The following is a 21,758-nucleotide window of genomic DNA, read 5'->3' as shown; positions in this document are numbered from 1 at the left end:
ATTAAAATTCAAATACTGCCACACCATATGGTGGAAGATCGTAGCCGATGGAATACGGTCTTCCATCGCATTCCTGTTTCTTCGGTTTATAGATCACCGGACGTTCTGCACCGGTTCCCCCATACTGCTTCTCATCACTGTTTAACACTAATCTCAGCTGTTTTCTTCTTGATACTCCCACGCGGTAATCTGGTCTTGCCACCGGTGTGAAATTACATACAAACAGCAAATTCTTTTTATCGTCTTTCGAATGTCTGATAAAGCTGAAAATACTTCGCTCCCTGTCATCTGCATTGATCCACTCAAACCCTTCCGGCATAACATCACATTCATACAATGCTTTGTTCTTCTTATAGAGATGGAGCAAATCTCTTGTAAATGCCTGCATCTGCCTGTGCTCTTCCTCCGCAAGCAGGTACCAGTCCAGCTCTCTCTCTTCACTCCACTCCCGTAGCTGTGCAAAGTCTTGTCCCATAAACAATAGCTTCTTGCCGGAATGTCCCATCATAAATGCATATCCCGCTTTCAAGTTTGCAAACTTGTCAAAGCCAAGTCCCGGCATTTTATTGATCATAGAACATTTCAAATGAACAACTTCATCATGAGAAAGGACAAGTACATATTTCTCACTGTAAGCATAGCTCATCGCAAACGTCATCTGGTTGTGGCACCCTTTTCTAAAGTACGGATCCAACTTCATATATTCTGTAAAATCATGCATCCAACCCATATTCCACTTCAAGCTGAATCCAAGACCATCATACTCGGGCTCTGCAGTCACTTTCGGCCATGCTGTCGACTCTTCTGCAATCATCATCGTCCCTTGATTCCTTCCAAGCACAACGGAATTTAAGTGCTTGAAAAATTCTATCGCCTCCAGGTTCTGATTTCCACCATATTTATTGGCAATCCACTGTCCATCTTCCTTTCCATAGTCCAGGTAAAGCATCGAGGCAACCGCATCCACTCTAAGCCCATCCACATGGAACTTTTCCACCCAGAACAGTGCATTGGCAATCAGAAAGTTCTTTACCTCTGCCTTGCCATAATCAAAAATCTTCGTACCCCAGTCCGGATGTTCTCCCTGCTTGGGGTCTGCATATTCAAACAATGGTGCCCCATCAAAATTTGCGAGGCCATGTGCATCTTTCGGAAAATGTGCCGGAACCCAGTCGAGGATTACCCCAATCTTATTCCTGTGGAAATAATTGATCATATACGCAAAATCTTCCGGTGTTCCATAGCGGGAAGTCGGTGCGTAATACCCGGTCACCTGATATCCCCAGGATCCATCATATGGATACTCTGCAATCCCCATCAGTTCAATATGTGTATATCCCATCTCTTTTATGTAGGCGGCAGCCTCGTGGGCAAATTCCCGGTAAGTATAAAATCCATCTTCCTCTTCCCTCGGATGACGCTTCCAGGAACCGATATGTGCCTCATAAATCGACACCGGTTCATGATTGTGATCCCAGGTTTCTCTGTCCTTCATCCACTTACTGTCTGTCCACTTCAAATCTTCGATATCCACAATTCTGGAAGCGGTACCTGGTCTTACTTCCGCATAATTTGCAAATGGATCTGCCTTGTATAAATACTCTCCTTCTTGTGTCCGAATGCAGAACTTATACAGCATCCCTTCTTTTGCTTCCGGCACAAAACAGTCATAAATTCCAAGAGGTTCGTGTCGCTTCATCGGACTGGCTGTTCGATCCCACTGATTAAACTCACCAATGACAGATATCTCCTGTGCATGAGGTGCCCATACTGCAAAATAGATTCCTTCTTTCTTTCCCTTCTTTGCTTTGTGCGCACCTAGCTTTTTATAAATTTCATAATGTGTACCCTGTCCAAACAGATATTGATCCAGCTCTCCTATTTCATACGACATTTTCGTATTCTTTTTCATTGCTTTTCCCATATCATTCACCTTTCCAGTCCATTTACTGATATTTCTTTCATTATACTTTAGACCCATACAAAAAGAAAGAGTTTTGACAATTTTTCACCTTGTCAAAACTCTTTTTTTGTAATTTTTCTCCAAAAATTTTCTCTTTTTTTCTTGAAAAATTACCTTTTTCTTTTGTATCCAGACTCTTTCCCGTCTTATATATTGAAATCTTTCTCAGACAAGATCACGCGGTCTGCGTCATCTCTTCCTTTTCCTAACACTCTCTTGACGATTTTCTTGACATTTGTCTTCTGCACATGTTCAATCGCCTCGTCCATGATCTCTTTGACTTCCGCTACTGTCACAACATGATCCTCTCTCTGGAGCATATCGATCCGGCTGTACAGTGCGAGAATACCTACTTCATCAATCTTGAATCCATTTTCCTTTGCATATGTCTGACCAAATGTAACAAGCTCATCATTGATAAAGATCGGCACTTCCAGACGAGAGGTGAATTTTCTTCTGAATTCTTTATTAGAAGATAACAGACGATCCAAAGGCTTTCTCTGCTCCTCCAAAACAATCAGAAGCTCTCCGGTATCTCTCTCCATAGCCTTATTCAACCGCTGAACTGTCTTTTCATTCATTCTTCCGGCCTTCTCAATGATCAGAGCGCCTCCATATAACTTCGATACGATCTCTTTGATCTTTTTCTTATTCAGAGAATCTCCGGTAATAATCGCTACTTTTCCCTGCTTTAATTTTCTCTGTTTCTGAATTGCTTTTACCACATCCACAGCCAGAACCGTCTTACCGGAACCTTTTCGCCCAATGATCAGCAAGTTTCCTGTCTTTGACGTTCCCTGTCGATTCGTACACTGCTTATCCTGCTCTAAAACATCTACCAGCTGTTCGCTCATTCCTCTTACTGGTACAAAATAAGAGAATAATTTCTTCTGCTCTTCTGTCAATCCGGCACGAAGTCCCACTTCACTCTGTGCTTCCAGATCATATTTTGCCTGAACAGTAAATCCGGTTGTTCCCTGTCCAAAAGTTCCCGTAGCTCCCAGTGCATTTGCAATCTCATCTACTGGAATCTTTCCTGTCTTACCAGTTGCTGCCGCTTTTGCCACTTCAATTCTCGAAAGAGGGATCGTCTCATTCAGAAGGTCAAAATCATCGTCGTCGTCCTCCTCCGATTCCTTTCTCTCTCTTTCAAAAGCTGCTATTTCCTCTTCAAAGTCACGGATATCATATCCATCTTCTACTTCTTCAAAATCATTCGGATCAAAGCTGCCTTCGTCATCGTCTTCCGGATCCATCTCTTCTTGTCCTTCTGACAGATCTTTCGAAATTTCTTCCTCTTCGTACAGTTCTGTCTCCTCATGTACTTCCGATTCTTCCGACAGCACCTGAGCAGCATCCTCTTCCGACATCTCTTCAAAAATACTCTCCGGTTCCTCGATCACTTCCTCCTCAGATTCTTCGATCACCTCCACCGGATCTTCTGTCATCGCCTCCATCTCCTGTTCATCCCATTCAGGAATGTCCAGTTCTTCAAACTCTTCGAGTTCCTCATCAATCTCATCATCAAAACATTCTTCAAAATCTTCTTCTGCAAATGTCTGCTCTTCAATTGGTTCCTCGATGACTTCCGGTTCCGCTTCCTCTTCCATAGGCTCTGAAGCAGATGCTTCCTCTAAAGCTTCATCCTCTTTCTTTCCTTCCAGCTCTTCCATCAGTCGGCGAACATCCTCCGGAGTTGCTGCTTCCGGTTCAGACTTCAGTTCCACAATCTCCTTGTCTGCCTCTGCTTCCTGACGTTTCTGCTCGATGACTTCCATGACTTCTTTCTGCTTTTCTTCCCAGCTTGCAAGGATTTCTTCAATCTTCATCTGACCTGTCACTTGCTTTTGAAGCTGTGGTTCCTTTATTGCTTCCTTCACTTCTCCAGTCGGAATCGTTGCTGTAGACGTATCCAACTGGTTCTCTCTTAATTTCTGAACAAACTTCTGGCTCGGCGTCATCGGTCCGCCAGGTTTCTGATCGTATTTCTCCTGCTGTAAAGATGTCAAAGGCTTATACTTCATCTTCAGTTCCATGGCCTGATACACATATTTTCCTTCACTGAACCAAAGAATCAGATCATCGCACTCTTCCAGACATTCCGTGATCATCCCTGCCTCATCATACAATTTTGCAAGCTCATACGCCCACTTCTCTATATATTCTGCTTTCTTAAATTCTTCCAGTACTTCAATCTGCTGTGTAATTGGAGCATTCTGTGCTTTCAGAATCTTATAACGTAAAATATACTGGTTCGGATCTTTCGGTGCGACTGATACAAATTCCTCATAGCAGTCCATCGCTTCCGATGGCTCTCCCAGCTTGAGAGCTAAAATTCCAAGCCGGTATATAATCTTTCTACTTCCCGGGGTGCGATCATATGCGATGAATAGGACATCGCGGCTTTTTTCATACTTTTCATTCTGCTCGTAAATCTCACTTACAGAACAGAGCATAGACGCATTCTTTACTTTACGCCAATCAATCGTATCTGCAATCTCCATCGCCTTCCCATATGCTTTTTGTTCCATATACTCGAGCATCTGCTCTGTCTTTACGCGATATTCATATTTATCCAATACAATCACCTCATCTATTATAATTTACTTCCCATTCTTATATTTGCTTACTCCAATACTATCATAGTTTATCACACCAACTCCATTCTGTCAAAAAAATAGCCATTATAATTTTCTTTGAAATTATAATGGCTATCTAAATCTTATCCTTATCCATTCTATTTATTCTCAGCGGAGAAGCTAACACTTTCTGTTCCTGCCGGCCTTCATTCTTTTCATAATCAACCTTTAATTGATTTCGATTTTTCTTAAGGTCTCCGATTTCCAAATCTCCGATACCATTTCTCGTTCGTTTTTTATAATCGGATTGCTTTCCTCCTTCAAATCATTTCATATCAATACTCTTTTCGCTACTCATATAAAATTAATTCTCTCTGTACCGATTATATATTGTTTCTGATTTTTTATTAGATGTTTCTTTACACATCCTCTAAACTCTCCGAACTTCTTTGGTCTATTTTCTTTATTCAATATGTTCTGCAATTCTAAATCATATGGTAGCTTTTCTTTCTCCGATTACTTTCTTCATTATTTTTTCATCATCGAACTATCTATGATAAAGGCCGTTCTCGCAGGAACTTTTATCTGCCCGACCACTCACATATTGAATTGTAAACGATGTCATATCCAATGGTAACAGCCTCCTTCCGATCATCCATCCTCTGAAATTTCTTTAAGTCTTCATAAATCAAAACTCTCATTTTTTCTTTTATATTCAAGTATCCGCTTCCGGTTATCTGAAATATTTTCAAAAGTTCCTTTTCCGTCTACTTGTCATATTCAAATTCTTCTAGAATCTTTAGAAAATTTTGTATGAAAATTACTTTTTTAATTTCTTTGGATTTCTTTTGTTGAGTTTATAATACATTATATTTTCTGTTTTGTCAACAGTTTTTTATATGTTTTTTTATTTTTCTTTTTATATAATTATATTTTCTGTTTTTATCTTATTTTTAATTTTATTATCAATTAATTTCATTTCTATTCCGTCACAGACTTTTGGACATACACTTCCGGTTTTAATTGTTAACTTTATTTTTAAATATGTTGACATTTAGTTTTCCCCAAATTATAATATGCTTCATATGGGATACACAATATATTTGATCTCCATAAATTTTAGCAAAAGAAAGGATCTTACAACACTTATGAATCCAATACCTTCAGCAACTACCAAACATCCACAAGTCAGAACGCACCTGCTTGTACGGATTGCACTTGTTACCGCAATCACCTGCATTTTAGCGCCGCTTTCCATCCCGCTGCCATTTAGCCCGGTTCCCCTCTCTCTGACCAACCTGGTCTTATACATCAGTATCTTTATACTGGGATGGAAAGCCGCCACTGTAAGCTACCTCGCCTATCTTCTCCTCGGAGCTATTGGTCTTCCTGTCTTCTCCGGATTCGCAGGAGGTCTCGGAAAACTCGCAGGACCGACCGGAGGCTACCTTGTCGGAATGATCTTTCTCACAATCTTATCCGGGTGGATCGCAGAGCGATTCTTAAAAAAACCTGCAGTCATCTTGATCGGAATGCTGCTCGGCTCCGCAGTAAACTATCTGTTTGGAACTGTCTGGCTCTGTGTACAACTCCACCTATCCTTTGCAGAAGGTCTGATGATCGGAGTAGTTCCTTATCTCTTTTTTGATATTGCAAAAATATTGATTGCCCTCTTCGCCGGTCTTACGATCCAGAAGCGGTTGAAAGCTCTGCTTTTATAAGCCATTTACTTTTGTCAAAGTTCTTGGAAGCGCGTCTTTGGAATTTTTCCACGGTTCGTCCTTAAATCGATAATCAAACTTATCGACAAACCAGCTAAGGTCATCCCGCACGCGCTTCATATTTTCCAGATAGAGCTGATTCAATTCACTGATAAAGGAATCCAGCAAAGCGCCGCCAAGTCTTTCCGGCGCCATCTCATACAGCATCCCGTAATGTTTTGTACAAAATCCTTTCGAGGAGGTAAACAATTTCCGGAATTCTTCCTCCTTCTTATACAGATGAAAGATTGTACCTAAATAATCATGGAAAGTTTTCTCGATCTTCTCGCAGACAAAGCAGGATTTCTCCAACTGCCCGATATAAGCAGCCAATCCTGAGGCTTCTGTCTTTTTCTTGAAAAACGATGCCTGCTTTACCGGTTCTTTCTGCCTTTGTTCAATTTCCTTGATAAAAGAATCCATATGCGTCTTATAGATCAGTGCAAGCCCCAGCCGATCCGGCATCTCATTTAACATCGCTGCATGTCTTTTGCAAAATCCTACTTTATCACTCTCTTCCCTGCGCTCACTTACCATATAAGTAGATGGACGCAGTGTATATTCAAGAGCATCCTGTTCCAGCTTGTGGTAAATACTGCAGAGAGGACATTCACAGTCCTCCCGAAACGCATCATTTACCGGAATCGTATATAACTTCTCTTTCATCTGTTTTTTCTCCTCATAATCTAATCAGGATCCTATAGCACTTACCTGTTCTGGTCCCTGTAATAGTTGATCAGACAGCCTTTCTGGATGATTTCTCGCTCATTCTCCGTCATTTCTCCCAACCGGAATGTGACCTCCACCAGATCATCTTTTACAATGTAAGCTGTAATCTTATTTTCCTTTTGTTTGATTTTTTCTAAAATATCCGGGAAGAAAATATAGTCTCCATTGTGAAACGATAGTTGTTCTTCCTTTTCGTCTGTCAAAAGCGGGAGCATACCCCAGTTGATCAAGTTTGAGCGATAGCGCTTGGTAGCATACTCTTCTGCAATATTTGCCCATCCGCCAAGTACTTTCTGACAAGAGGCTGCCTGCTCTCTCGCAGATCCGTCGCCCGGCTTCACTGCAAATATCGTACTTCCGATTCCAAGTGTCCCCTCACCTGCCTGCGGATATCTCCTGCGCACAACTTCCATCACATCCTTCAGCTCTTCCAACACTTCCAGCGGACATTGTCCTTGCTCAATTGCTTTTTGTGCCTTCTGTACTTCCTTCGCTCTGCCTACATATGCCGGATCTTTTCTCGACAAGGCAAATTCTGCCAATCCAAGCGGATTGGACCGATAGGAGGAAGTCTCTCCAGACGGAATCAGTTCGTCAGTCGTCGTGACTGGATCATGAATCTCTGATACCACCTTCAAAAGGAGATGTTCCGGAAGCGGCGGCATCTCCGGCCAGTCTTTAATGTTTGGTCCAAGTTTAATCTTGACTGACGGATCTGCAATTCCTTTACTGTCAAAGACACGATTCGCATAAATATTACTATCAAAATGATACTTCGGCATCTGATATTCTCTGTCCATCATATCTGCCGCCGATGTAAGGTATCCCTTATTCGCCGCAGTTGCCGCAATCGATCTTGCATCCATCAAAGCTACAGAAGCAATCTGTCCACTCTGTAATTTTGATCCCTCCCGATTTGGGAAGTTTCTTGTAGAATGCCGGATGCTGAGCGCCCCATCTGCCGGGGTATCCCCTGCACCGAAACACGGACCGCAAAATGCTGTCTTCACAACCGCCCCGGCTTCCATCAGTTTTGCAACAGCCCCATTCTTCACCAACTCCATGTAGATCGGTGTACTTGCCGGATACACACTGAGTGTAAACTCATCTGCTCCGATTCCGCATCCTGAAAGAATCTCAGAAGCAGCACAGATATTTTCAAATCCTCCACCTGCACATCCGGCGATGATGCCCTGTTCCACATAAAGCTTTCCGTTCCGCACCTTATCCTGCAATGTGAAATTCACATCTCCTCCAAGACTTACCAGCGCTTTCTGCTCCACATCATGAAGAATCTCGCTCAGATTCTGATTCAGTTCGCGGATTGTATAGGCATTGCTTGGATGGAACGGCATCGCGATCATCGGCTCAACCTTGTCAAGATCTACATATACCATTCCGTCATAGTAAGCTGTCTCACCTGGAGAAAGCTTCTCAAAATCCTCTTTTCTTCCGTGGATCTCAAAAAACTCCTCTATGACAGCATCTGTTTTCCAGATAGAAGACAGACATGTCGTTTCTGTCGTCATCACATCAATTCCGATTCGGAAATCCGCACTTAATTTCTCTACTCCCGGTCCTACAAATTCCATGACTTTATTATTCACATATCCGTTTGCAAAAGTCGCCTTGATAATCGCAAGCGCTACATCCTGTGGCCCCACACCGACTGAAGGCTGTCCATCCAGATATACCGCGATCACCTCTGGCATGCGGATGTCATATGTTTTATTCAGCAGCTGCTTGACAAGCTCCGGTCCTCCTTCGCCAATTGCCATTGTACCGAGTGCACCATAGCGTGTATGGCTGTCAGAGCCGAGGATCATCTTGCCTCCGCCTGCAAGCATTTCCCTTGCATACTGATGGATTACCGCTTGATGCGGTGGAACATACACTCCTCCATACTTCTTCGCGCAGGTCAGTCCAAACATATGATCATCTTCATTGATCGTCCCACCGACCGCACACAGACTGTTATGACAATTCGTCAACACATACGGTATCGGAAACCGTTCCAGTCCCGATGCCCTTGCCGTCTGAATAATTCCCACAAAAGTGATATCGTGCGAAGTCAGTTTATCAAATTTGATTCTGAGGTGCTCCATATCCGGAGACGTATTGTGCTCCTTCAGAATGCGGTATGCAATAGTCTCCTTTGCCGCTTCCTCTTTGGAAACAACATGCCCCACCTTGCCTTCTATCTCCCTTACAGCATCTTCTCCATCTGGCACAATCTCTGACCCATTTAGCAGATACACTCCTTGATTATATAATTTCACCATACACAGTACCTCCTGTACATTTTGCAGTTGTCTGATTTTTTCGAGTTATATGGATTTATTATAGACTTATCTGTCATTCATTTCAATAGCGAATATTATTTAGATAATACAAACCTAGGAAAGCTGTTCTTTCTCATACAAAATGTACTTTTACACCGAACTGCAAGGGAACTTCTTTTTCCCCAGCCTTTGACAAATAGACAAAAAAAGAGACCAAAACCTCTTTTCTGAGATTTTAGCCTCTGCATTTCTTAGTCCTGAACGTATGGCATTAAAGCGATATGTCTTGCTCTCTTGATTGCTACTGTAAGAGCTCTCTGATGTTTTGCACAGTTTCCTGTGATTCTTCTTGGAAGAATTTTTCCTCTTTCAGAAACATATTTTCTTAATTTTGCTACGTCTTTGTAATCGATTTCGTTGTTTTCTTTACCGCAGAATACACAAACTTTTTTTCTTCTGCGTCCGCCTCTTCTCTTCATTGGAGAATCAGCTTTGTTACCTTTATCGTAAGCCATTGTGGTATTACCTCCTATATTTATACAAATCTACTCATTGTATCGTCTAACTGAATGGTAATTCTTCATCAATTCCATCTGGAATGTTCATGAACCCATCTCCAATATCTGCACTTGGAGCTGGTGATGGACTTGGACTTGCCTGACGGTAGCTTCCCATGCTGCTTTCGCTTGCAGCTTTGCTCTCAGCAAATTCCTGATCTTCTACAACAACATCTGTCGTGTAAACTTTCACACCATCTCTGTTTGTGTAACTTCCTGTCTGAATACGACCACTTACAACAACCTTTAATCCCTGGCGGAAATATCTCTCTGCAAACTCTGCTGATTTTCCGAAAACTACGCAGTTGATAAAGTCGGCACTTGCCTCTCCGTCACGTTTAAAGCGGCGGTCTACTGCTAATGTATATCTTGCAACAGCAGTTGCGCTGTCACCTTGTGAATATCTCACTTCTGGATCTCTTGTCAGACGTCCCATCAAAATTACTTTATTCATACGATTTATCCTCTTTTCTCTATGCTTCTTGTTTTACGCATAAGAATCTGATAACGTTTTCCATGATACGCATTCTGCTCTCAAGCTCTGCTGGAACAGTAGAATCAGATTCGAAGTGGATGAAATAGTAATATCCTTCTTTCATTTTCTGAATTTCGTAAGCTAATCTTTTCTTACCCCATTCATCAACGTCTGTCACATTTCCACCGAAACGAGCGATAAGCTCTTTTACTTTTTCGATTACTCCTGCTCTAACGTCATCTTCAACTTTTGCGCTGACTACAACAGCTAATTCATACTTGTTCATGTTCTTGCACCTCCTTATGGTCTCTTGGTCCCTGAACCTTGTCAGGAACAAGGAAATATCGTTCGCGGACGCTTGTCTGCAAACAACAATATATCACAAGTCAATACTATACCATAAGATTCTACTGATTTCAAGCATTTTTTCTGATTTCTTTTGTGTTTTTTTCTACTAATTTTCTTGTAATCATAATCTGATGTCCACAACCTGTGCATTTTAAACGGAAGTCTGCTCCGACACGAAGAATCTCCCACTCGTAGCTTCCACACGGATGCTTTTTCTTCATGCGGACGATGTCCCCGACTTCATATACATTCGCCATCTCTTGTCCCTCCTCTGCCGTTTCCTTCCTTGTCTGTCTTACTGTTCACTGACTTTTACTGCCTGCACGACAAATCGCTCCTCATCAGCAACATTTGTACAGGTAGAAAGTGTCACAATCTGAGATGCTGCGTTGATTTCCACATTCGGCGTATACAGTGATGTTCCTTTGATCGTCTCAATGTAATTTAAAAACTCCTCATCCGACTGAAATGCAAACTGATAATTTACAGCAGTGTCCTCTACAACTCCCGCCACAAAAATCTGGTATTTTGATTCTTTTCCATCAGGAGTATAAATAGAAAAATACGGATATTTTTCAAAGAAATCCTGTTCTTTATATTTTAACAGCTGAGCAAACATCGTTCCATTTTTCATATTGTGTCCATAAATGATTGTATTACGGTCTGTAAAAGTACCGGTATTATCTTTATCTACAAAAAGTGTTCCTAACTTGTTGTCATTCGCCTCAAAAGTTCTCGTCAGATATTCTTCGTTATCTCTGCCTTTGACAACCGGATAACTGATCTCTGACGGCTCCTCAAAGCGGATCCATCCAACAGTATCGGGATTCATCTGCTGCAATGTCGCAAAATCAACTGTAAAGCGTGGCTGAACTTCCGGTTCTTTCTCTTCTTCCGGTTCTTTCTTTGGCTCTTCTTGAATGACAAGTTCTCTGATCTCCTCGTACTCCTTCTTTCCTTCATGGTACTCGGAAAAAATCTGGTAGAGCTGATAGCCGGAAAATACAAATACGCACACTGCCAGTATCAAAATAAGATTGCTCAGCAATCCTGATTTTTTCTTCTTTCCTTTTTTCCTTGATCTTTCCTGCTTTTTTGCCATAACCGCTTCTCTTTCACCTCCTCATACGCAAAGCTTCCTTTGTATAGTTGGAGTGTAGCACATTCATGGCTTGATTGCAATTATTGATTCCTGTAGGGAAGAAGTGCCTCAGTTCTTTCCGCTTCCAAAATTTTCTTCCACTCTTTCTGTATCTTTTTTTCAACATCGCGGTAAGAAGTCTGAAACCGGACTTTTCCTATATTATACCCAAATTCCTGAATACATTTTTTCTCGTCTTTTTTCTCTTCATGCATTTGCGACTCATCCAGCGCCTGAAGTCGAAAGGTCTTTTTGACTGGTCGGAATCTCCGGTCAAATTCAATGTTGACTCCTGTCAGTTCATATTCCCCCTTGATCACAACTCCCGACATCAGCGCAAGTTCCTGTTCAAATGCTTCCAGCTGCTTCTTTTTAACAACCTTGATATTATAATTATTTTTTCGGATATCCGACACATTCAACTTGAGTTTTCGAATAGAATCCAAATAAGATTCTTCATACAGTTCTGGATTTACTTCCGGATCTGAATCATAGATCTCACACCCTTCGCTCTCTCCGTAGGAAATTCCGACCTCAGTTCCGTTTCGATAACTGTGCATCCCCCACTGCACATCTTTCGGAATCACTGCTCTGTCATTTTTCAGATCAAACCGCACTTCCTGCTGATGATAGCCCTCTCCAAGTATGACATTAATATAAGATTCTTCTGCCAGAATACGATTTACCGTTGTCTTGCCCGAAATCTGCTCTGCACAGCCGGTCATATTGCCCAATATCACTGCAGCCAGTATACCACACAGCCACTTTCTCTCCTTTTTCATCCTGGTTTCCTCCTACTGCCCTTTTATTTTTCCTTTTTATAATCCTTCGCAGAACGATACCGCTCTCTGTAATGATATTTTTCAGGACTCTTCCACACTTTTTTCATTGTCTTCTTCACTTGATTCTCAAGATAGGTTGCATCCCCCTTTTTCTTGTCCGGAGAGGCCGGCAGCACATCCAGACATTGGTGAGCCTCCTCATAATTTGCAGGTGCATAGTTAAAAGACTCTGTGTCAACAATTGTCTTGCCTTCGATCGTCTTCTGCTTTGGATATGCCTCCGAGTTACTCACAATTCCTGTTACTTCATCCACTTTCAAAATATCCCACTCCGTAATAAAGGCTCCTGTCTGCACGTCGATAATAAATTCTGACAACCGGTTCGGTGTCAGCACCTTGTCATATTCCTGCACTTCAAATCTTCCTTTGCGCAGAATCTTATTGTGATGTCTGGAAGGTTCCCCATAATATAGAGAAAACTCATACTGCTTCGCATAATTTTGCAGCTTTTCATAATCAGTCTTCCCGGCAAAATGACTTCGCACATACTGAATATTCTGCCTGTCGATGTACATTCGAAACTGATGCACTTTCTGATCATCCAGTATTTTATACGATCCACTCTTCTTCTGCCATGCAGTCCGTACACAGGCAGCATAGGACTCCAGAAATTCCGCATGCGGCGGCATCTCACTGTCAAACTGATACTCACCTGCCAACTGAAGCATCTCATTCCCATCCATATAGCCACCCATCTGAGAGATGACAAGTTGCGCCTTCTCTTTCGCTTTCAGCCCACTGACTTCAAACATATAGGTGTAGACACCCGAGCCAACCTTGTGTACTTCTGCAAATGTATCTTCCAGTTCTTTTAAATAGGTTTCCTGAGGGATCTCTGTCAGAGAATCTTCCCGAAATTCCCCGAATCTTGCATCGATTGCTTCCAGATAGGCAAATACTGCTCGGCGATCCCAGCCATCCTTCTTTATCAGTTGCTTTGACTGGTCTCTCAAAATCGCAAGAAAACTCTCATCTGCTGCCCGCGCCACATTTGACAAATCTTCAATATACTGTTCTGCCGTCACATCCTTCTCCGGGACAATTTCCTGTATCTTCAGCAAAATTTCATTGTACCTGTCCTCAAAGGATACTTCTTCCACAACATCATCGTAAGCATACTGCTGTTGCAGTTCCTGCTCCACAGTCCGAAGGTCCTCCTCCGCAATCGTCTCTGACTGCAGATGAAACTGTACCTCCTCCGGCCGATACATTTCATCAAACCGAATTCGCACTGCCGTAAGCTGTACTGCCTCAATATCCACTGCTCCCACATAAGAAAGTGCCGTCAGAAATCCTTCGAGCTGCTCTTCCTCTGTAAATTCCATCTCATAATTCTGTTCTTTGATCCTCTGATCCGTCAATTCCAAATTGATAATGGGAAGTAAAAAGAATTGTGCATCCAACATATCTGACAGCTCTGTGTAAGACTCATACTCTTTCACACCTCTGTATGTCCCATAAAAAATTTCTGCACAATTCCCATCTCGGATTATAATCTGCTTTTCTCCCTCATTTGGCTGCACAATCGTTCTTGCTCCGTAAATATCATACTCTGCCTCTCTCCCCAGATAACGTCTGCCAAGCCTCACTCTCATATAGGTGAGTTCTTCCAGCACATCCTTTACAAAAATCTCCCCTTGTTCCTCCTGAGATTTCTCCGCCTGGTCTCCATCACCCAGAACATTCTCATTTCGGGCACTATCATCCGGAACACGATCATTCTGGATACTATCATCCTGTCTGGCTTCCCCAGATGCAGTTGTCTCGTTTTCATCGAACCTCTGTGCGAATACATTTCCACCGCTTCCTGTCCCCGTCAGGAGCGTGATTCCCCCGAAAATGCCTGCACAGATTATCAAAATGATCCTTCTTCTTTTTTTCCACACGCTCTTTCTCATTCGATTCCCGCTTCTTTTCTTATCTTAATTTTTTATGCCGATTTCGCTTCTTATATGCATCTCGGAACTTTCTTTCAGTTTTCCCGTTCCCTATGTAGTCTATTCTCTCTTGGCTCTATTATATACTAGGGATTGCTGTCAGAATCCTCTTTCTGGACTTTTTCAGCTTTTCTATCCTCTTCCACAATTTTCAGGAAATCTGCATTCTCATCTTTGATTCTTGGGATAAAGCGGTTTGCAAATTTTCCCTTTCCTCTCTGCTTTACGTAAAAGAATCCGATAATTGAGAATACAACCGCACCGATGAAATTGACAAATAAGTCTTTCATCGTATCGATCAGCCCAATATCCAGATAACCTCCTAAGCCCAATTCCATCCCATTGACGGCAGTATTTTTAATATTATCAATATGCACTACCCGATTCCCTCCGGTCGGGTCCAGCATCACAGTGGAAATACTGTGTACGATCGTGTCTTTCTGCATATCCATACCCAAAAACAAATCCATTCCACACTCCCAGAATTCCCACATGACACCGATCGTCATAGAGAAGCAAAATGCCACAACTGCCATAAAAAGAGGTGATAACTGTACTTTCACTTTTTCATTCCGATTCAGAATATCTACAAGGGAAAATCCGATTGCCGCCGCAAGGAATCCATTGATCGTGTGGAGCATCGTATCCCAGTTCGCTACCTTTGTATAGTAAGAACCGATTTCTCCCAGTATCTCCGCCGCAAAAATGAAGATCAATATAAAAATCTCCAGTGTCGTCGGAAGTTCTATCTTCAGTTCCATCTGAATAAAGCTTGGAATCATCAGAAGAATCAAGGTCAGTATACAGTAGAAAACCCCTTCATAATTTCGATTGAATATCTGAAGAATCATCACAAGGATCACAAGTGCGCGAAGGGTCACATACACTATAAAAGAACTCTTGTGCTCCCGAATCTCCATTTTCAGTGCCCGCATCCGGTCCTTTATCTTTTGTCTCATAGCGTCCTCCTTTGTTCATTTATTTTATGAAATCATAGCAAACTCTCCTTGGATAGTCAATGAATGGCTGCCATATATTCCCGCGCTGTTTTTCCCGTATATTTTTTAAACTCTACACTGAATTTCGCATAACTGGAAAATCCAGTCATAATCGCGACCTCCATAACCGGGAAATCTCCTGTTTTTAAAATTCCCTCTGCCTTCTCAATGCGAAGCCGGTTCAAATATTCTCCGACTGTCACATGTATCTCTGCTTTGAAAGTTCTCGACAAATACCCCGGACTAAAATGAATCGCCTCCGCAATTTTCTCCATTGTAAGCGGCTGATCAAAATGTGCATACATATACTGGATTGCTTTTGCCACAGGCGCTGAATGTCCTCTCGTCTTCGTCTCCATCACAATCTGACAATATGCGCGCAACATCTCCTCTTCCAACATCGTTGTCTCCAACCCGCTTCTCGCCTGCTCGATGCGGATCGCAAACAAATCACTGATCTCGTGTACTCTCACAACATCTGCTCCCCCATCCACTGCCGCGATTCTGCAGATCGTATTGACTGTAAACAAAAGATTCTTCTGTGAACGAAGCGGATTATCCGGGGTTCGATAGAAAAATTCTCCTTTACTCATCTGAGAGATTCCACGCCTTGCCATCTGGAAATCTCCTTGTTCCACCGCAGCCCTCCATCGCCGTTCCGTCTCGTAATTTAGCAAAACATCTGTCTTCTCTAACAGCCCTTCCCTTTCTCTCCTTGTTTCTTTCACACATTCCTCCTGTCCGGGCATCTCCTCATATATGACCGGGATCTGTTTCCACTCAGGACAAACTTTGATCAGATACGAAAGGACATCTGCCATCGATTTTACCCGGTTTGAAAAATATGGAAGCTGTGAATACAAGAGTTCATACTTCCCTTTTCTGGAAAGTGACAGCTTCTGGCTATGAAGAATTTTCAAGACAAGCTGCTCTGAATAATGCTCCGTCAGAAATGGTCCTGCTGACAGATAATAACTCTCATCCTCCTCTATGACCTTCAGATTCATACAGACGAGATGAAATTCTGGAAAATACTGATAAGAAACACTATCTTCCTTCGCTTTCCCAAGATGTTTCCACATTTTCTCCGGATGATCCCAAAGTTTTCCACACAATTCCTCGGGATATGGGTTTTTTGTGAATTTCACAATACAGTCTCTGTCACCGCCGTAGATTGTCAGGTCAACCTTCAGCGCCTTGTGCAGCACTCTGGCAGTCTGCACCAGTTCTTCATGTGTTTTCATGTTTCCTCTCCTTTCACAACTCTTCTTCCCCCTAAGCTGCCCTATTCTTTCCTAAACCTTATTTTAGAAAATCAGACTTATTTTTACATACCTTTTACTGTCCGCTATTTTTCATCTGACAGCATATTTCAATAATATTATAGCATATTTCTTAATATCTCATCTCACAAAATACGATAAAATAAAAGTATATTCTTCCGGATTTTCCAAGTGATTGCTAATTGGAATCTACTTGCCACAAATATTTCTGAAAGAATAAATTTATAAGATTGGAGAAAAAATAATGTCAACAAAAAAGGCAACAGAAATGATTCGCTACTATAAGAACCCAAATGGGCCTACGATTGGTGTAACAGCCAAAGATGTGATCGAATCCGATGGTCTTTATTTCAAAGACTTAAACGGTGACGGAACATTAAATACTTACAAAGACTGGAGAAAAACTCCTTCAGAACGTGCCAAAGCACTTGCAGAGGAACTTTCCTCCGAGGAAAAGATCGGTCTGCTCTTCATCAATTCTTTAAAAATGGGAGCTTACCAGGAAGACAAAGAGGCAGTCGATGCAACCGGACTTTTTGATGAAAAAGTAATTGAAAAAGACACTACGATCTTTAACGCCGAAAAATATCACGGAACCACGTATACAGTAAAAGATATGGGAATCCGACACTTTATCCTGCGCGAAAATCCAAAACCGGACGAACTGGCAGACTGGATGAACGAACTGAATGCACTTGCTGAAGGCGAAACACATGCGATTCCGGTTCTCATGGTATCAAACTCACGAAACGAAAACGGAGAGATCGTCTTCGGTATGAACGATGCCGCTGGTGTATTTGCCACATGGCCGGGAACAATGGGAATTGCCGCTGCCGTAAAAGGAAGCAGCCTTGACCTGATCGATGATTTTGCAGAATGCATCCGTGAAGAATGGGATGCAACCGGAATGAAAAAAGGATATATGTACATGGCAGACGTCGTATCTGATCCGAGATGGCAGCGTACTTACGGTACGTTCGGCGAAGATCCAGAACTGATCAACAATATTTTTGACCGCCTTGTTCCAGGCATTCAGGGAAGCAAAGATGGTGTAACAACAGATGGTGTTGCAATGACTGTCAAACATTTCCCTGGCGGCGGTGCTCGTGAAAATGGATTTGACCCACACTACAAACAAGGACAATGGAATGTCTACCAGACAGAAAACAGCTTACAGAAATACCATCTGCCAGGATTCCGATCTTCTATTGCAAACCACGTATCCTCTATCATGCCTTATTATGCAAAACCTGCAGCTGAAAAGAGCGGCATCCAGTACGACATGAATGGAAATCCGATTGAAATGATTCCAGTTGGATTTGCGTTTAACCAGTTTTTCTTAAAGGAACTTCTGCAAAATCAGATGAACTTCCAAGGCTATATCAACAGCGACTCCGGTATCACCATCAATATGGCATGGGGTGTGGAAGAACTTGACATTCCTGAAAGAATCGCACTTGCAGTTAATTCCGGTGTCGATATCATCAGCGGTTCCTTTGATGTATTTGCCGCAAAAGAAGCTTTAGATAGAAGAACAAATGGCTACTATACAGACGGTGCGCACAAAATTCCTGACGGATATACATTAGAGCAGATCACATTGTCTGAAGAAGCTCTCACAACTGCGGCCGCACACACATTAAAAGAAATGTTCGAACTTGGTGTCTTTGAAAACCCATACCGTGATCCGCAGACTGCAAAAGAAGTGATTGCAAATCCGGTACACTGGAAACATGCCGATGACGTACACCGCAAATCTGTTGTCCTTCTGAAAAACAAAGAACAGCTTCTCCCTCTGACAGCAGAAAAACTTGCAGACAAAAAAATCTTTGCAAAAGGATTTGCATCAAAAGAAGATACTGCCAAGGCGCTTACAGAAAAACTGCACAGCATCTTAGCCGAAACTCCAGGAGTGACACTTACAGATCATTACGAGGATGCTGACTATGCATTCCTCTTCGCAAGTCCAAGTTCCGGAGAATACTTCAACGCAACAAAAGGATATCTCGAACTGGATATCTGCGAGAACAAAACTGTCCACGATGTTGACGATCTCGGAAGACCAGCTGAGGCGACACACGAAGAAACAACACTTCTTGGCACTGATGAGATCCGCGTGATTTCAGAAGCAATCCATGCAAATGGAGGAAAAGTGATTTCTAATATTAACTTTACACTCGCATGGATGGTGGGAAATGTCGAACGTTATTCTGACGCACTGCTCGCTGGATTTGACACTTTCCCGGAAGCAACGATTGATATTATTACCGGTGCCTATACTCCAAGCGGAAAAATGCCGATCACCCTTCCAAAAGATGACAGTGTTCTCGCTGTCAATGCCGACGGTGTCTGCGTATCTCGCAACGACGTACCGGGATATGACAAAGACTTCTATATGCCGGAAGAAATGAAGGATGAGAACGGCAAAGCATACGCTTACCGTGACAGCGAAGGAAATTACTATGAAATGAATTTTGGGCTTGAGTTTTAAAAATCTTACCCAATAACTAAAAAGGAGAGGGCACATCCGTTTGCCCTCTCTTTTCATTTCTCATGAAATTGTTAAAAATCTTTGACATAATCATTCTTACACAAAATCCAAAGAACTTTTACCGCACAAAAAAAGTACCGAATCACTTCGATACTTTCTAAGGCGCCAACCAGATTTGAACTGGTGATAGAGGTGTTGCAGACCCCGGAAAAAAACCTCGGAACCCTCTAAAACTCTAAGGTTTTCCAAACTGTCCACCTTATATCCACCCTAATTTTCATGTTGCTTTCATGCCATATCAGGTATTTTACTGTGCCAAATCTATGCCACTTAGCACCCCTATGGGCATATTATATACATTTTAGTATCTTTCGTCTACAATTATTTTACTACAACTACAATATTATATGGAGGTTTATCGTGAATTATCAATTAGAATTAAAACAAATTGTGGATTTTCCACGCTGCCGGATTTACCGGGAATTTATACAAACCCTTATGAAAGACAGAAGCATCCGTACCAACGGAGGTTCCTGTCTTTTTTATTTTCTCATTTTATGTTCTTATGCAAATTACAGCTCCTCTTATCGGAACATCGAACACCTTACTTACAAAGTTGTTCCTGGCGAATGGATCTGTTCTCTTAAAGAACTCCAGATTCACTTCCGCCAAAAATTCCAGCACCAGGTCATATCCATATTGGATACCCTGGTTGAGCAAAACCTTTTAACCTACTCACTGCACGAAAAAAATAAGATTATCCAATACAAGATCAAAGACTGGCCAAAAGATAATACTGCCCTTTCCTATAATTACCCATGCAAAAAAGACATCGGGTTTTTCTTTTTTCCAATCGCAGATGTTCATAAACTAATCGGACTGGGAAAATGTTCAGAAATGGATGCTCTTTTGGATCTTTGGATTCATGCAGTCTATAATGATCCATCTGTGCAAGGCTCTGATGCCGGTCCAGTAGTATATTTTCGCAATCAGACTGGAAATCCCTTGTTCAGTTATCAGGAACTTGCCAGACGTTGGAAACAGTCGAAATCTTCTGTATCCCGTCTGCTTAAAAAACTTGAAGATACCGACATGATCACACTGATTTCCTATTCCGGGAAACATGGTAGCATGGTATATCTGCGTAATTATCTGTCCGTTATGTTTAATATCAGTGATGTCATGATTGATAAGGAGGAAATTGCCATGAAAATGCAACTGCCAATACATATAACCGAAGATACCTTGCCTGACAAAAACAATTCTGAATGCGTTTCAGAATCTATTACTGACGAACAAATCATCGTTTCACAGGAAGGCTCCTGCGTTCCAGAATCACACATCAAAGTCATTGTTCGCAAAGTCGCTGAAATACTGGAAATACAAGGCATTTCTTGTTGTAGATGCCCCAAAACAAAGTATATATTATCTCCTTTATCAGCCTGCAAGGATAGTATATATCTATATTCACTACGTATTATCTGCCCCTGGGGGAAAGCAGCCTATCAGTTTGAATTAAAACTAAAACCGGAAAATCACGCCGTCACCAACGTCCCAGGGCATACTCCGCCTCTGCAGCATACCTTACCTGCCTTCGCTGAAATCCCAGAAGTTCTGTTGAAAGGAGGGGTTGTATAATGGCAAAGAAAAATCACCACCCTGTTTCTGCTGAAGTAGAAAATAATCCGTTGTACCATGATACCTATAAGCTGCTCCGTTGTTACCGGGATTCTACTTATAGCCTGATGGTTGCTGTCCGGCAGGTGGAAATTCAATTCCAACTGGAATACAACACCAGTGTAGACGAATTTCTAGATTCCATCTATGCTGCAGGAGCAGATCTGGGAGACAGCCAGATTGAAGAATGGGCAAAAAGCATTGCCCGCAGTAACAAAATGATAAAGCTGCTTCTCTCTTCTGTGGATCTGCTCCGGAAAAATCATAAGCATGGGGAAGAATATTACTGGATATTATATTACGCCTTTCTGTCTCCCCATGAACTGAAAAATACAGAGGAAATCCTGGAAGAGTTGGAAAAGCACGTTCCCAGTATCTCCTACCGGACGTACTACCGAAGGAGGCAGGCTGCTATTAACGCTCTTAGCAGCATACTATGGGGATTTTCTGCAAAGGGGACACTGGAAACTTTAAATAAGTTTTTCCCAAAATAAAATCGACATTTTCCATATAGGCACTCATAATTGAAAAAAACAAAGGAGGGTGCCTATTATGGATCAATTATCAAATTTTATATCCGAATATCTCAAAACATGTGAAACCATAAAAAAGTTAAATTCCAAAACCATTAAAGCATACCGTATAGATTTATCACAATTTCTTACCCTTTGAATCTGAATAATGTTTGTCTCTTTT

At 41.9% G+C, this 21,758-nt stretch carries 19 protein-coding genes; 4 read left to right on the top strand and 15 right to left on the bottom strand.

The window, feature by feature from the left end:
* Position 1: 1 nt before the first annotated feature.
* The 4 genes from glgB to ACGG81_RS01480 all read right to left on the bottom strand — a co-directional run bounded on the left by glgB (position 2) and on the right by ACGG81_RS01480 (position 5,596).
* A complete protein-coding gene (gene glgB, locus ACGG81_RS01495) occupies positions 2–1,924 on the bottom strand; it encodes a 1,4-alpha-glucan branching protein GlgB (RefSeq protein ID WP_035103069.1) in 1,923 nt (640 codons plus the stop codon).
* A 185-nt stretch (positions 1,925–2,109) separates the two neighbouring features.
* Positions 2,110–4,542, bottom strand: coding sequence for an AAA family ATPase (locus ACGG81_RS01490; protein WP_390109146.1), 2,433 nt, complete (start codon positions 4,540–4,542; stop codon positions 2,110–2,112).
* A 581-nt stretch (positions 4,543–5,123) separates the two neighbouring features.
* Positions 5,124–5,261, bottom strand: coding sequence for a hypothetical protein (locus ACGG81_RS01485; protein WP_390109143.1), 138 nt, complete (start codon positions 5,259–5,261; stop codon positions 5,124–5,126).
* Positions 5,262–5,461: 200 nt separating this feature from the next.
* Positions 5,462–5,596, bottom strand: a complete 135-nt coding sequence (locus ACGG81_RS01480) for a hypothetical protein (protein ID WP_390109140.1) — start codon at positions 5,594–5,596, stop codon at positions 5,462–5,464.
* A 94-nt stretch (positions 5,597–5,690) separates the two neighbouring features.
* Between ACGG81_RS01480 and ACGG81_RS01475 the strand changes: the two genes are divergently transcribed.
* Positions 5,691–6,263: a biotin transporter BioY gene (locus tag ACGG81_RS01475; RefSeq protein WP_390109138.1), complete on the top strand. Its 573-nt coding sequence runs from the start codon at positions 5,691–5,693 to the stop codon at positions 6,261–6,263.
* Here ACGG81_RS01475 and ACGG81_RS01470 read toward each other — a convergent pair.
* The 11 genes from ACGG81_RS01470 to ACGG81_RS01420 all read right to left on the bottom strand — a co-directional run bounded on the left by ACGG81_RS01470 (position 6,258) and on the right by ACGG81_RS01420 (position 16,855).
* Positions 6,258–6,968 (bottom strand): DUF6062 family protein, encoded by a 711-nt coding sequence (locus tag ACGG81_RS01470; protein ID WP_016439572.1) that lies wholly within the window; start codon positions 6,966–6,968, stop codon positions 6,258–6,260. The two genes, ACGG81_RS01475 and ACGG81_RS01470, sit on opposite strands and share 6 nt — an antisense overlap.
* A 41-nt stretch (positions 6,969–7,009) precedes the next feature.
* Complete coding sequence (locus ACGG81_RS01465) at positions 7,010–9,313, bottom strand: hydratase (protein ID WP_390109135.1); 2,304 nt, start codon at positions 9,311–9,313, stop codon at positions 7,010–7,012.
* Between the two features lie 251 nt (positions 9,314–9,564).
* The gene (rpsR, locus tag ACGG81_RS01460; protein WP_008976957.1) at positions 9,565–9,828 is read right to left on the bottom strand and encodes a 30S ribosomal protein S18; all 264 of its coding nucleotides are present in this window, start codon (positions 9,826–9,828) and stop codon (positions 9,565–9,567) included.
* A gap of 46 nt (positions 9,829–9,874) precedes the next feature.
* Positions 9,875–10,324 carry a single-stranded DNA-binding protein gene (locus ACGG81_RS01455; protein WP_008976958.1) on the bottom strand — a complete coding sequence of 150 codons (450 nt, stop codon included), beginning with the start codon at positions 10,322–10,324 and terminating at the stop codon, positions 9,875–9,877.
* 19 nt (positions 10,325–10,343) lie between these two features.
* Positions 10,344–10,631: a 30S ribosomal protein S6 gene (gene rpsF / locus ACGG81_RS01450; protein ID WP_008976959.1), complete on the bottom strand. Its 288-nt coding sequence runs from the start codon at positions 10,629–10,631 to the stop codon at positions 10,344–10,346.
* A 130-nt stretch (positions 10,632–10,761) separates the two neighbouring features.
* Positions 10,762–10,950 carry a DUF951 domain-containing protein gene (locus ACGG81_RS01445; RefSeq protein ID WP_008976960.1) on the bottom strand — a complete coding sequence of 63 codons (189 nt, stop codon included), beginning with the start codon at positions 10,948–10,950 and terminating at the stop codon, positions 10,762–10,764.
* Positions 10,951–10,988: 38 nt separating this feature from the next.
* Positions 10,989–11,795: a class B sortase gene (gene srtB / locus ACGG81_RS01440; protein WP_116440895.1), complete on the bottom strand. Its 807-nt coding sequence runs from the start codon at positions 11,793–11,795 to the stop codon at positions 10,989–10,991.
* Positions 11,796–11,875: 80 nt separating this feature from the next.
* The gene (locus ACGG81_RS01435; RefSeq protein ID WP_117576908.1) at positions 11,876–12,616 is read right to left on the bottom strand and encodes a hypothetical protein; all 741 of its coding nucleotides are present in this window, start codon (positions 12,614–12,616) and stop codon (positions 11,876–11,878) included.
* 23 nt (positions 12,617–12,639) lie between these two features.
* Positions 12,640–14,574: a DUF3114 domain-containing protein gene (locus ACGG81_RS01430; RefSeq protein WP_390109130.1), complete on the bottom strand. Its 1,935-nt coding sequence runs from the start codon at positions 14,572–14,574 to the stop codon at positions 12,640–12,642.
* Positions 14,575–14,699: 125 nt separating this feature from the next.
* A complete protein-coding gene (locus ACGG81_RS01425) occupies positions 14,700–15,572 on the bottom strand; it encodes a hypothetical protein (protein WP_009263310.1) in 873 nt (290 codons plus the stop codon).
* A gap of 56 nt (positions 15,573–15,628) precedes the next feature.
* Entirely contained in the window at positions 15,629–16,855 is a 1,227-nt protein-coding gene (locus tag ACGG81_RS01420; RefSeq protein ID WP_390109127.1) for a helix-turn-helix domain-containing protein, read from the bottom strand.
* A gap of 283 nt (positions 16,856–17,138) precedes the next feature.
* Between ACGG81_RS01420 and ACGG81_RS01415 the strand changes: the two genes are divergently transcribed.
* The 3 genes from ACGG81_RS01415 to ACGG81_RS01405 all read left to right on the top strand — a co-directional run bounded on the left by ACGG81_RS01415 (position 17,139) and on the right by ACGG81_RS01405 (position 21,556).
* Positions 17,139–19,385: a glycoside hydrolase family 3 N-terminal domain-containing protein gene (locus ACGG81_RS01415; RefSeq protein WP_390109125.1), complete on the top strand. Its 2,247-nt coding sequence runs from the start codon at positions 17,139–17,141 to the stop codon at positions 19,383–19,385.
* Between the two features lie 420 nt (positions 19,386–19,805).
* Positions 19,806–21,023, top strand: coding sequence for a helix-turn-helix domain-containing protein (locus tag ACGG81_RS01410; RefSeq protein WP_055154206.1), 1,218 nt, complete (start codon positions 19,806–19,808; stop codon positions 21,021–21,023).
* Positions 21,023–21,556, top strand: a complete 534-nt coding sequence (locus ACGG81_RS01405; protein ID WP_015526878.1) for a hypothetical protein — start codon at positions 21,023–21,025, stop codon at positions 21,554–21,556. Before ACGG81_RS01410 ends, ACGG81_RS01405 begins: the two co-directional genes overlap by 1 nt.
* The last annotated feature ends 202 nt before the right edge of the window (positions 21,557–21,758 follow it).

It is taken from the genome of Faecalimonas umbilicata (assembly GCF_042846195.1).
In the GTDB taxonomy this organism is placed as follows: domain Bacteria; phylum Bacillota; class Clostridia; order Lachnospirales; family Lachnospiraceae; genus Faecalimonas; species Faecalimonas umbilicata.
Note: the sequence above shows the minus strand (reverse complement) of the source record. Positions and strands in the feature narration are given on the sequence as shown.

Bases quoted from the DNA above. Each gene is read 5' to 3' on its own strand.
- glgB (WP_035103069.1), bottom strand. From the start codon at position 1,924: ATGGGAAAAGCAATGAAAAAGAATACGAAAATGTCGTATGAAATAGGA.
- ACGG81_RS01480 (WP_390109140.1), bottom strand. From the start codon at position 5,596: ATGTCAACATATTTAAAAATAAAGTTAACAATTAAAACCGGAAGTGTA.
- ACGG81_RS01475 (WP_390109138.1), top strand. From the start codon at position 5,691: ATGAATCCAATACCTTCAGCAACTACCAAACATCCACAAGTCAGAACG.
- ACGG81_RS01470 (WP_016439572.1), bottom strand. From the start codon at position 6,968: ATGAAAGAGAAGTTATATACGATTCCGGTAAATGATGCGTTTCGGGAG.
- ACGG81_RS01465 (WP_390109135.1), bottom strand. From the start codon at position 9,313: ATGGTGAAATTATATAATCAAGGAGTGTATCTGCTAAATGGGTCAGAG.
- rpsR (WP_008976957.1), bottom strand. From the start codon at position 9,828: ATGGCTTACGATAAAGGTAACAAAGCTGATTCTCCAATGAAGAGAAGA.
- ACGG81_RS01455 (WP_008976958.1), bottom strand. From the start codon at position 10,324: ATGAATAAAGTAATTTTGATGGGACGTCTGACAAGAGATCCAGAAGTG.
- rpsF (WP_008976959.1), bottom strand. From the start codon at position 10,631: ATGAACAAGTATGAATTAGCTGTTGTAGTCAGCGCAAAAGTTGAAGAT.
- ACGG81_RS01445 (WP_008976960.1), bottom strand. From the start codon at position 10,950: ATGGCGAATGTATATGAAGTCGGGGACATCGTCCGCATGAAGAAAAAG.
- srtB (WP_116440895.1), bottom strand. From the start codon at position 11,795: ATGGCAAAAAAGCAGGAAAGATCAAGGAAAAAAGGAAAGAAGAAAAAA.
- ACGG81_RS01435 (WP_117576908.1), bottom strand. From the start codon at position 12,616: ATGAAAAAGGAGAGAAAGTGGCTGTGTGGTATACTGGCTGCAGTGATA.
- ACGG81_RS01430 (WP_390109130.1), bottom strand. From the start codon at position 14,574: ATGAGAAAGAGCGTGTGGAAAAAAAGAAGAAGGATCATTTTGATAATC.
- ACGG81_RS01425 (WP_009263310.1), bottom strand. From the start codon at position 15,572: ATGAGACAAAAGATAAAGGACCGGATGCGGGCACTGAAAATGGAGATT.
- ACGG81_RS01420 (WP_390109127.1), bottom strand. From the start codon at position 16,855: ATGAAAACACATGAAGAACTGGTGCAGACTGCCAGAGTGCTGCACAAG.
- ACGG81_RS01415 (WP_390109125.1), top strand. From the start codon at position 17,139: ATGTCAACAAAAAAGGCAACAGAAATGATTCGCTACTATAAGAACCCA.
- ACGG81_RS01405 (WP_015526878.1), top strand. From the start codon at position 21,023: ATGGCAAAGAAAAATCACCACCCTGTTTCTGCTGAAGTAGAAAATAAT.